At 42.7% G+C, this 10,808-nt stretch carries 9 protein-coding genes; 6 read left to right on the forward strand and 3 right to left on the reverse strand.

Annotated elements, in window-relative coordinates:
• Window positions 1–105 precede the first annotated feature (105 nt).
• A complete protein-coding gene (locus tag QWZ01_RS13400; RefSeq protein WP_290323909.1) occupies window positions 106–1,974 on the forward strand; it encodes a M1 family metallopeptidase in 1,869 nt (622 codons plus the stop codon).
• Window positions 1,975–2,014: 40 nt separating this feature from the next.
• On the opposite strand, the gene QWZ01_RS13405 is transcribed toward QWZ01_RS13400, so the two are convergent.
• Both QWZ01_RS13405 and QWZ01_RS13410 read right to left on the reverse strand, forming a co-directional pair.
• Complete coding sequence (locus QWZ01_RS13405; RefSeq protein WP_290323911.1) at window positions 2,015–2,623, reverse strand: TetR/AcrR family transcriptional regulator; 609 nt, start codon at window positions 2,621–2,623, stop codon at window positions 2,015–2,017.
• A gap of 83 nt (window positions 2,624–2,706) precedes the next feature.
• Complete coding sequence (locus QWZ01_RS13410; protein WP_290323913.1) at window positions 2,707–4,254, reverse strand: DHA2 family efflux MFS transporter permease subunit; 1,548 nt, start codon at window positions 4,252–4,254, stop codon at window positions 2,707–2,709.
• A gap of 268 nt (window positions 4,255–4,522) precedes the next feature.
• On the opposite strand from QWZ01_RS13410, the gene QWZ01_RS13415 reads away from it, so the two are divergent.
• The 5 genes from QWZ01_RS13415 (at window position 4,523) to QWZ01_RS13435 (ending at window position 9,979) form a co-directional block, all read left to right on the forward strand.
• Window positions 4,523–5,587: a sterol desaturase family protein gene (locus QWZ01_RS13415; RefSeq protein ID WP_290323916.1), complete on the forward strand. Its 1,065-nt coding sequence runs from the start codon at window positions 4,523–4,525 to the stop codon at window positions 5,585–5,587.
• Window positions 5,588–5,651: 64 nt separating this feature from the next.
• Window positions 5,652–5,996, forward strand: a complete 345-nt coding sequence (locus QWZ01_RS13420) for a winged helix-turn-helix domain-containing protein (protein ID WP_290323918.1) — start codon at window positions 5,652–5,654, stop codon at window positions 5,994–5,996.
• Between the two features lie 108 nt (window positions 5,997–6,104).
• A complete protein-coding gene (locus tag QWZ01_RS13425) occupies window positions 6,105–8,108 on the forward strand; it encodes a TonB-dependent receptor plug domain-containing protein (RefSeq protein ID WP_290323920.1) in 2,004 nt (667 codons plus the stop codon).
• A 220-nt stretch (window positions 8,109–8,328) separates the two neighbouring features.
• Window positions 8,329–9,474, forward strand: coding sequence for a cytochrome-c peroxidase (locus QWZ01_RS13430; protein WP_290323922.1), 1,146 nt, complete (start codon window positions 8,329–8,331; stop codon window positions 9,472–9,474).
• A 13-nt stretch (window positions 9,475–9,487) separates the two neighbouring features.
• Complete coding sequence (locus QWZ01_RS13435) at window positions 9,488–9,979, forward strand: molybdopterin-dependent oxidoreductase (RefSeq protein WP_290323925.1); 492 nt, start codon at window positions 9,488–9,490, stop codon at window positions 9,977–9,979.
• A 178-nt stretch (window positions 9,980–10,157) separates the two neighbouring features.
• On the opposite strand, the gene QWZ01_RS13440 is transcribed toward QWZ01_RS13435, so the two are convergent.
• Entirely contained in the window at window positions 10,158–10,805 is a 648-nt protein-coding gene (locus QWZ01_RS13440; RefSeq protein WP_290323927.1) for an ankyrin repeat domain-containing protein, read from the reverse strand.
• Between the last annotated feature and the right edge of the window lie 3 nt (window positions 10,806–10,808).

A 10,808-nucleotide genomic window follows, 5' to 3' on the forward strand; every position in this document is an offset into this window, starting at 1 on the left:
ATAGGCAATTGTAAATAAGTAAAAGTCACCTATCTGCGCAATTTGCTTTTCTGTTTATCCTGTTTGTTATATTTACATCAAATATAACTGATATAATCTCTCTTAATGATCAACCTTAAAAAATTACTCGCTATAATTTTATTATCAGGCAGTACGGTCACTTACGCTCAGGTTACACTGCCCATAGCCGTAAATTTACAAAACACTTACGTGAAAGGGACCCGCAGCCCTAAGGGCCAGCCCGGTAAAAACTACTGGCAAAACACGGCCGACTATACTATTAAAGTAAGCTTCAACCCGCAAAACCGAAACCTTACAGGCACCGTTGGTATAGATTATATTAATAATAGCCCGGATACGCTTAACCAGGTACAATTTAAGCTCTACCCTAATTTATACGAAAAAGGAGCCATTCGAGATATGGCTGTAAAAGCTATAGACTTAACCGATGGTGTAAAAATTGAGTCGCTTAGTATTAATAACCAGTTGCAGGATAGCGTTAAACGCAAAATTGATGGTACCAATATGGTACTTCAGGTGCAGCCTATAATGCCTAAACAAAAAACACATTTTGAAATAGCTTATTCCTACACGCTTAATCAAACATCCCACATACGTACCGGTCAAATTGATACAGGCGCGTTTTTTATAGCCTACTTTTTTCCGCGGATAGCTGTTTACGATGATATAGATGGATGGAATAAGTACCCTTACCTCGGTTCGCAGGAATTTTACAATGATTTTTGCCACTTTAACGCCGAGATCACCGTACCCGGCAATTACCAGGTTTGGGCAACAGGGAACCTCAAAAATACGGATGAGGTGTATGAATCCAAATATGCCAAACTGATAACTCAGGCAGGTATAAGTGATAAGGTAACCGATATCATCACCGAAGCCGATTTAAAAACAGGCCATATCACCAAAAACAATCCAACCAATACCTGGAAATTTGAGGCCGATAGTGTAACCGATCTTGTTTTCGCGCTTAGCAATCACTATACCTGGAAAGCGTCAAGCCTCGTGGTTGATCCTAAAACACAAAGACGCACCAGGGTAGACGCGGTATTTAACCCTGCTCATAAAGACTACTTTGAAGTGGTAAACTATGCCCGTAAAACGGTAGAAAACATGAGCTACCAATTTCCGAAATGGCCATACCCCTACCCGCATGAAACCGTGTTTGACGGGCTCGACCAAATGGAATACCCTATGATGGTAAATGATAACCCGCTTGAAAACGCAGAAGATGCCATTGAATTAACCGACCATGAGATATTTCATACCATGTTTCCTTTTTATATGGGAACTAATGAAACAAAATACGGATGGATGGATGAAGGTTGGGCCACTATTGGCGAATGGCTGACCAGCCCCGTTATTGATAAAAAAATTGTAGATACTTATGGCGTAGCGCCTACCGAAAACAGTGCAGGCACCGAGCAGGACGTTCCTATCATGACACTTACGCCCGGGCTTACCGGAGCAGCCAAATTTACAGATAGCTATCCCAAACCGGCCATGGCCTATTATTATATCAAGGATATGCTGGGCGACGAGCTGTTTACCAAAGCTTTGCATTATTACATAAACCAATGGCACGGCAGGCATCCTATGCCTTATGACTTTTTTAACTGTATCAACACAGGCTCAGGTATAAACCTTAACTGGTTCTGGAAAAACTGGTTCTTTGATAACGGTGTACCTAACCTTGCCATCAGCAAGGTAAATCATCAGCAGCAAAAATACGTAGTAACCATTACCAGCATAGGCAACAAGGCGGTACCGGTAAATTTAACCGTTTATTACATCGATGGCAGCAAACAACTGGTTCATCAAAGTATAGCCTGCTGGGCAAATGGTAATAAAGCTACAAATGTTGAGTTTACCACTACCAAGCCTATAAAACAATTGCTTTTAGGCACAACCTATGATCCCGACGTGGATAAAAAAGATAATGTTTGGAAACCTTAATTAAAGAGCGGAATTGCAAACGTTAGGTATTTAAAACTTGTTAAATACCTAACGTTTGTGCAATCCAAACAGGAATAAGCTTTTTGCGCTCCTGCATCATTTGTTCAAATTCTTCTGCGTTAAACTTCCCCGATTTTAGAAGCGGTGGCCGGCTGATGAAAGGAAAAATGATCATGCCCGCCAAATTCATAATCACATGATAAGGATGATAAGCTATTTTACCATCTGTATTTAAAGCTGCCAGTTGCCGGGCAAAATGTGATTTTAACAAAGGCTCTAAATTCTTGATCAGAGGCAGGTTGTTTGAGCCCGACATTACCTCTCCGATAATAAAGAACGGGTAATCCGGATTATTTAAAACCAGGTCGATATAGAACGCTACCAAAAATTCAATTTTTTGAATAAGTGTGGTGGTGCTATCATTTACCACAGGGATGGCCTTATCAAAAAGCTGCTGAACAGCCTCGGTCATGATGATTTCAAACAACTTTTCTTTACTGCGGAAATAATAATTAACAGAAGCAAGATTAATATCGGCCTGTAAGGCAATATCCCTGATCTTGGCACCCTGGAAACCTTTTTGTGTAAACACAATTCTCGCGGCTTCCTTAATTTTTTCTTCTGTTGATATATCTGTAGCAGAACTCATGGCAAATTTTTAATCAGCTCAAATCTATATATTGTTAACACAAATAGCATGATTTAATTATTTACCCTCTGAATAGCCTGTTATTAATGCCCGCCGGTGATTGCCTTTTGTCCTTTTTTGATCGGAGCCATGAATAATAACGGTATGGAAAACAGCATCACCAACCCAACAATCCAATACGCATCATTGTAAGTAAGCAATGCGCTCTGCTGGTTCACTACCCTTTCAACCGCGCCATAAGCCATTCGTGTTGCATCAGAAGCTGATTTCCCTTTGGCCATAAATACGTGCACATAATCGTTAAATCGCTGTATGAAGTGCAGGTTGGATGGTTCAATATTGGTTAAAAGGTTATTACGGTGAACAGCCTGCCTGATGTGTATCAGGGTAGTTAAGCCAGCAATACCAAATGAACCGCCTAACTGGCGCATCATGTTATTTAAGCCTGCTCCCTGCCCAATTTCTGCACCATGCAGATCGCCGATGGCCAGTGTAGTTAAGGGTACAAATAAAAGTGCCATTGCAATACCTCTGATGGCTAAGGGCCAAAAGAAATCGCTGCTGCCCATACCCAAAGTAGAATTGCTTAGCCATGCCGAAAATGCAAAAAACAATAACATCCCTACCATAGCCAGCAATTGCGCGGGGACACCCTTATTCAAAAACATCCCCATAAATGGAATTACCGCAATGGTGAACAAACCGCCGGGAAATAAAACCTCGCCCGTTTGCTGTGCCGAAAAACCTAATAAATTTTGTGTAAAAACCGGAAACACAAAAGTCGATCCATATAGCCCCACGCCCAAAATAAAGGAGGTAAGCATACCAATAGCAAAGCTACGGTGCCTCATGATACTAAAATTGATGATCGGGTATTTCGTGCTGAGTTCCCGCCAAATAAACAGCAATAAGCCAAAAACTGTGGTTACCGATAACACGGTTATGTAAGGTGTGGCAAACCAGTCCTCGTCTTCGCCTTTTTCTAATACAGTTTGCAGGCTGCCGACAGAAACAGCCAATAATATAATACCCCACCAATCAACAGGGTTATCCCTCCCCTCTTTAGGAGTTGGCCGTACAAACAGGTAAGTACAGATAGCGGCTATGGCACCTACCGGAAGATTCACGTAAAAGATCCATGGCCATGAGTAATTATCCGTTATCCAGCCCCCGATAGTTGGGCCCAGCGTTGGGCCAACAATAGCACCCAGACCAAATAACGCGGTCGCGGTACCTACCTGTTCTTTTGGCCAGGTATCCAGCAGTATGGCCTGTGCCGTTGATATCAAACCACCGCCTGCCATGCCCTGCAGAATACGAAAAGCTACCAGCTCGGTAAGCGTATGCGAGTTACCACATAAAAATGAGGCTATGGTAAAAACGATAATTGAGGTAAGAAAATAAGTTTTGCGGCCAAAGTAACTGCCAAGCCAGCCAGACATAGGCAGTATAATAACGTTGGCCACACTATAACCGGTAATGACCCAGGCAGCATCGGTTAATGTTGCCCCAAGGTTTCCCTGTATTTGTGGTATGGAAACGTTTACTATAGTAGTATCAATGAGTTCGAGTAATGAAGCGGTAATAACCGTAATGGTGATAATCCATTTTCTAAATCCAGTTTCAGCCATTGTTTTAATGAATAAATAATGGACAAAATTAATCAATCGATTAATTAAAACAATTGTTTGAAACAATAACTTGAAACAGTTTTACAATTCTATGTTATTAGTTTCACAAACTGCTGTTTGCGCCTCGGAAATATGCAAGTTTACAGCCTGGCCATATGGTTCCATTGGCGTAGGCGGGACGAATTATTTATAAAAAAATTTTATGTATATACATAAATACATATATATTGCGTTATAAATCAGTAAACCAATTATAAACTTTAATGCTATGGATTTTTTAGAGGCCATATTCAAGAACTTCGTAGGCTTTTTCGGCTTTAATAGTTTGATTGCTATCATCAAATCAGGCGATTACGATAAACTGCTCACTTACGAGGGGTTTAAATCGCTCATGTTCCCGATTATGCCGTTTTTACTGGTAATTGAAATTATACGTGCCGGCTTTTATAAACGGTTTAAGGTTATTCACTACAAGTTGCCGTTTTTCTCGTACGTTTTAAATGCTTTTGTAGGCCGCGTAATTGCAATTGCAATGGTTGGTCTTTGTATTGGCTTATTTGAGAAATACGCCATTTTTAAACTCTCATTCACCTGGTATTGGTTTATTTACGGCTATATAGTTTGGGAGTTTGGCCATTTTCTTTACCATTATTGGGGTCATAAGGTAAGGTTGTTCTGGTGCTTGCACTCAACTCACCATGCCCCCGAAACCATGAACCTATCAGTAAGTTATGCTCACTTCTTTTTGGAAGGTCCATATGCCGATTTTATCCGCACAACGGTTTGTATCTTGTTGGGGGTACCTCCTGCCATGTTGTTTGTAATTATGTTTATTGATGGTTTCTGGGGAGGTATGATCCACATTGGCGAAAATTTGGTAAATGATGGTCGCTTAGGTTTCCTGAACAATATCATACTTACACCATCGCACCACCGGGTACACCATGCTAAAAATCCGTTGTATATGGATACCAATTTCTGTAACCTGCTTCCTATATGGGATAAGGTATTTGGCACCTACCAGAATGAAGACCGCAAAATCCCGATTGAATACGGTATTAGCCGCCCTATGATCAAAAACAGCTTTCTGGATGCTTATTTTGGCGAAATTGTGGCCCTGGCTAAGGATGTACATAAGGCACCCGGCATTAAAAATAAATTCCTTTACCTTGTTATGCCTCCAGGCTGGAGCCATACCGGCGATCATAAAATGACCACTGTAGTTAAAAAGAAATATTTTGAGGAACTGCAGCAAACAGGAAAACAACCGGAAGCAAATACCAACAATAACATACCAGAATCGCAAGGTGGCAACCCGGTTGCCCTGTCATAAAATACCGAAGGCAATTCAATACCTTTTTGCTTTTAATCAAAATAGCGTTACTTTCATTACTATAATGAGTAACGCTATTTTTAATTTAAACGGCAGGGTTTGGATAGAAACTGCTGATGAAAAAATACTTGGACACGGGCGCATAGAGTTGTTGGAGCGTATTCAGGCTTCCGGTTCTATCAGGCAGGCGGCTTTGCAAATGAAAATGTCATACAAACAAGCCTGGGATCTGGTTAACCATATGAATAACCGTTTTGGCCAGCCTCTCGTAACATCTCACCGCGGAGGCAAAGGTGGTGGCAAAGCCATTGTTACTGAATATGGCTTAAAAGTGATCAATCATTTTCATGTGCTGCACCAAAAATTACAGGAGTTTTTAAAAGAAAATTTACAAAACCTGACATTTTAAGAGCCGTAATCTCCCTCTTTTGTCAAAAAGCAAACTGATTTCTTCATATAATCAGCCAAAATTGCGATTTTGCGTTATATTTTATTTTATATAACCAAAATCTTACATATGAAAAAAATCTTACGCTCCATCATTTTACCTACTGCATTTTTTGCCCTTTTAAATACTGATCTCAGGGCTCAAAATGCCGATACCTCCCGGCATGTTTTCCAACTGGGTCAGGTTAATATCATCGGCACCCGGGATAGCCTCCGGTCTGATAAATTGGGGGCGGGTACCATCAACCGGTACAACAGGCTTACTGTTTCAAATGCATTAAATCTGCTGCCCGGCATTACCCTGACAGCGGTTGGCCCGCGTAATGAATCGGCGGTAAGTGTGAGGGGGTTTGACGTAAGATCGGTGCCTATTTATCTGGATGGTATCCCGCTATATGTACCTTATGATGGTTATGTTGATCTGGCCAGATTTAACACCTTCAATCTATCGGAGATACAGGTAGCCAAAGGCTATTCATCAGTTTTATACGGGCCAAACGCTGAGGGTGGCGCTATTAACCTTATCAGCCGTAAACCGGTTAAGCCCTTTGAGTTTAATGCCGTTGCTGGCTGGTTAAGCGGAGGTTACAGGTTAAACACCAACATTGGTTCAAACCTGGGCAAGTTTTATTACGAAGTTTCGGCATCACAACTCAAACGTAACTGGTACCCGCTATCGCATGATTTTAAGCCTGTTAAAAATGAAGACGGCGGCCACCGCGATAATTCCTATAACAATGATGTGGCTGTGAGCGGTAAAGTTGGCTTTACCCCCACCGCTAATCAAGAATACGCCATAGGTTACAGCTACCAACACGGTACTAAAGGAACACCGGTTTATGCAGGTGATGATGCCTCAAACTCACTGTTTAAAAGTCCGCGGTATTGGAAATGGCCCAACTGGGATACCCAAAGCCTTTACTTACTGAGTAATAACCGCATTAACAGCACCAACGTGATCAAAACACGCTGGTATTATGACCAGTTTAAAAATAACCTGCAAAGCTTTGATGATGCATCCTACAGCACTATGACCAAACCATATGCCTTTACCAGTATTTATAACGATTACACCCTGGGCAGCAGCATCATGTTTGAAAACACTTCATTCAAAAATAACAGCTTTAGCCTGGCGGGGCATTTTAAACAGGATGTACACCGCGAGCACAACGTTGGTGAGCCTACCCGCCGTGATGCGGATAATAACTTTACCGTTGGAGCAGAGGATACCTATCATATTACATCGGCATTTAAAGCCAATGCTGGTGTAAGTTACATGAACAGGCACAGCACCGATGCTCAGCAATATACCAACGGCGTAATAAGCGATCTGCCTGCTAACAGTAACAGCGCCTGGAACTTGCAGGGATTATTGCAGTATGATATTGATACCACCAATACGCTGAGCCTTTCGGTAGCACGAAAAACCAGGTTCGCTACTATTAAAGACAGGTATTCATACCGTTTCGGCACCGCTATTCCCAACCCTGACCTGAAGGCTGAAAACGCTGTAAATTATGATCTTAGCTACCGCACCCTGCTGGTAGGAAAGTTGAATATACAAGCATCGCTGTTTTATAGCAAGATCAACAACCTGATACAAACTGTAAATAATGTGCAGGTAGATCCCAAAACAGGTACCCAGCAATCGCAGGTGCAAAATGTTGGTCGCGCCGAGTATTATGGTGCCGAATTTGCCATTGGCTACCCAATTGCCAATCAGTTAAGAATAGATGCCAATTACACTTACCTGAAACGTAAAAACTTATCAAGCCCCAATATTTTCCTGACAGATGTACCGCAGAACAAAGTGTTTGGATCAATCCAGTACACACCTATCAGCAAGTTATATGTCATGGCCAGTGAGGAATATAACTCCAAACGTTACAGCACCAGCTATGGCACCGTATCCGGAGCGTTTTATCTGACCAATGTAAAGGCGCACTTAACACTGATAAAGGGCTTTTCTATTGAAGGTGGTGTAAATAATTTGTTCGACAGGAATTATACCCTGGTAGAAGGTTTCCCTGAGGCCGGAAGAAACTATTTTGCCAACGTGATATTTAATTATTGATGATAATCCGGCATTATTTAGCCTCGCTAAAAAAATCATATCATTGCGAACGTAGTGTGGCAATCGTAAACTTTACAGAAAGGACTGCTCAGTTCGCGATTGCTTCGTCGTTCCTCCTCGCAATGACATGTTTAACTACCCTTCTTTCCGCCGCAGAATAAGAGAGGGTGGTCGAGCGTAGCGATGACCGGGTGAGTCCATTATTTCATTAAATTTGTTCATGAATACCGGCAAAAAGCAAAATCTGTTCGCCAAAGTGTGGCTTAAAAAAAGCCACACTTTGCTTGTGCTGTTTATATTCATGATTCTTTTATCGGGCCTCAGCTTCACTTCAAACCCGGTTGAAACAGGACCTTACAACCTGGTGTATCCGGCAAACTTTGGTAACCGGATCAGCATCCCGGCAGATAACCCTACCACTAAGCAAGGCGTTTATTTAGGGCGGATGTTGTTTTACGAAACCAGGCTATCAGCGAATAATACACTTTCCTGCAACAGCTGTCATCAGCAAAACAAAGCTTTTACAGATGGTCTTGCTTTGAGTAAAGGAGTTGATGGAGTGCTTACACCGCGCAATTCCATGTCATTGGCCAACTTGTTATGGGCGCGTAAATTCTTTTGGGATGGCCGGGCCAACGGGCTTGAAGAGCAGGCTGTTACCCCCCTCACAAATCCGCACGAAATGGGGCAGTCGTTAGCCATATCAGCGCAAAAACTTAGTAAAACAGCCACTTATCCCACATTATTCAAACTGGTTTATGGTGATGAACACATTACCGGCGATCGTATAGTTAAAGCCATATCGCAGTTTGAACGTACACTCATCTCCGCCAATTCCCGCTATGATCAATACCAGCGAGGCGCGTATAAACCAACTGATGACGAGTTAAAAGGCATGGAGTTGTTTAATAATGGACCTCAACCAGAAAAAGGTATCCGTGGAGCCAACTGCGGCCATTGCCACGGCGGGCCTAAAACTTATATGGAGCTTTTTCATAACAATGGATTAGACAGCCTCCCCAAAGACTCAGGCATAGCTTCATTTACCCACTTGCAAACTGACCAAGGCCGCTTTAAGGTACCAACCCTGCGCAACATTGCCCTTACCGCACCCTATATGCACGATGGCCGCTTTAAAACCTTAGCTGAAGTGGTTGATCATTACAGCGATCATATCCTGGAGTCTGCTTCTCTCAGTACTTTTCTTCGCGGCGAATCAAACGAGGTTGGAGGTAAAAGCCTGAAACTCCTGCCAATTGAAAAAAAGCAGATCATTGCTTTTTTAAATATGCTTACAGACAGTACCTTTATCAATAATCCCGAATTTGCTGATCCGAACTCATTAACCGCAAAAACCAAACACTAATAACCATACACCCATGAAAAAGCATTTGATAATAGCCTGTTTAGCTTTACTAAGTTTTACGGCCATTCCGTTTATAACGCAGGCACAAACCATTAAAGTAAGTGGTGAGGTTACCACTCCCCTAACCATTGACGCGGCTTATCTGCAAAAACTCGCCCCAACTACCGTAACCCGTAAGGACAGGGATGGAAAAGACCATACTTACACCGGTGTGATATTGGCCGAGATACTCAAAAACGCAGGTGTTACCTTAGGCCCGGAACTTAAAGGTGAAAACCTAACCAAATACTTACAGGTGGAAGCCAGCGACGGCTACCAGGTAATCTTTGCCCTGGCCGAACTGGATAAAAGCTTTACCGACCGCACCATCATCCTGGCAGATAAAGTTGACGGCCAACCCTTAGCCCCCGGCGATGGCCCCTACCGCATCATTGTTCAGGACGAAAAGAAACCCGCCCGCTGCATTAAGCAGGTAACTGCCATGCAGGTGCATTTTGTGAAGTAGAGGACATAAATGCGTAAAAAGGAATTGTCATTTCGACGAGGAACGAGGAGAAATCTTCTACGCCCTTACACAGTGAATTTCAAGGTGTAGAAGATTTCTCTTTCGCGCCAAGCTCATATCCACCCCTGCTCTATCGAAATGACAACATAGAGATACTACGTAACGTCGTAGAGGAGCCTCAACTCAAAATCTCCGCAATCTCTTCAAAACCCTTTTCTCTTGCCAGGTCGGCAGGAAGTTTGCCCCCTTCCATGCGCACATTGGTAAGCGCGCCGTGTTCAAGCAGCAAAATAAGCAGATCTATATTGCCATGTTGGGCGGCAGTATGTAATGGTGTAGCACCAGCCTGCTGTTTTACATTTACTTCGGCACCATTATTAACCAATATACGGGCTATGGCGGTATTGTTATCGGCACAGGCCGAATGTATAGGAAAAACCCGGAAACCGTTGTTAGAAGACAGATTAACATCAGCACCACTGGCTACCAGGTAACGGGCAACGGCTTCGTGACCAAAATAACATGCCAGGCCCAGGGCAGTAAAACCATCAGGCGCGTAATCATCAAGCGAGTTGGGGCTGGTTTCTACAAAGTGAGTTACTACTTCCAGTTTTCCGGCGGCAGATGCTTCAAATAAATTGATCTCATTCACGTATCGCAGCATTACATCAGTAACCGAAGGTTTTTTATAATAACAAGAAAGCATCAGCGGCGAAACACCATGGCTGGTTTGTGTAGTAGCCAGTGCGGGGCTTTGCATCAGCAGGGTTTCCAGCTTACTTAAATCGGCAGTAGTAATGTATTCTTCCAGCTTTTCTATACTCATTAT

It is taken from the genome of Mucilaginibacter aquaedulcis, assembly GCF_030409325.1.
GTDB classification, from domain to species: Bacteria; Bacteroidota; Bacteroidia; order Sphingobacteriales; family Sphingobacteriaceae; genus Mucilaginibacter; species Mucilaginibacter aquaedulcis.

Coding starts and splice junctions, on each gene's coding strand:
- QWZ01_RS13400 (WP_290323909.1), top strand. CDS start 106: ATGATCAACCTTAAAAAATTACTCGCTATAATTTTATTATCAGGCAGT.
- QWZ01_RS13440 (WP_290323927.1), bottom strand. CDS start 10,805: ATGAGTATAGAAAAGCTGGAAGAATACATTACTACTGCCGATTTAAGT.
- QWZ01_RS13430 (WP_290323922.1), top strand. CDS start 8,329: ATGAATACCGGCAAAAAGCAAAATCTGTTCGCCAAAGTGTGGCTTAAA.
- QWZ01_RS13435 (WP_290323925.1), top strand. CDS start 9,488: ATGAAAAAGCATTTGATAATAGCCTGTTTAGCTTTACTAAGTTTTACG.
- QWZ01_RS13420 (WP_290323918.1), top strand. CDS start 5,652: ATGAGTAACGCTATTTTTAATTTAAACGGCAGGGTTTGGATAGAAACT.
- QWZ01_RS13410 (WP_290323913.1), bottom strand. CDS start 4,254: ATGGCTGAAACTGGATTTAGAAAATGGATTATCACCATTACGGTTATT.
- QWZ01_RS13425 (WP_290323920.1), top strand. CDS start 6,105: ATGAAAAAAATCTTACGCTCCATCATTTTACCTACTGCATTTTTTGCC.
- QWZ01_RS13415 (WP_290323916.1), top strand. CDS start 4,523: ATGGATTTTTTAGAGGCCATATTCAAGAACTTCGTAGGCTTTTTCGGC.
- QWZ01_RS13405 (WP_290323911.1), bottom strand. CDS start 2,623: ATGAGTTCTGCTACAGATATATCAACAGAAGAAAAAATTAAGGAAGCC.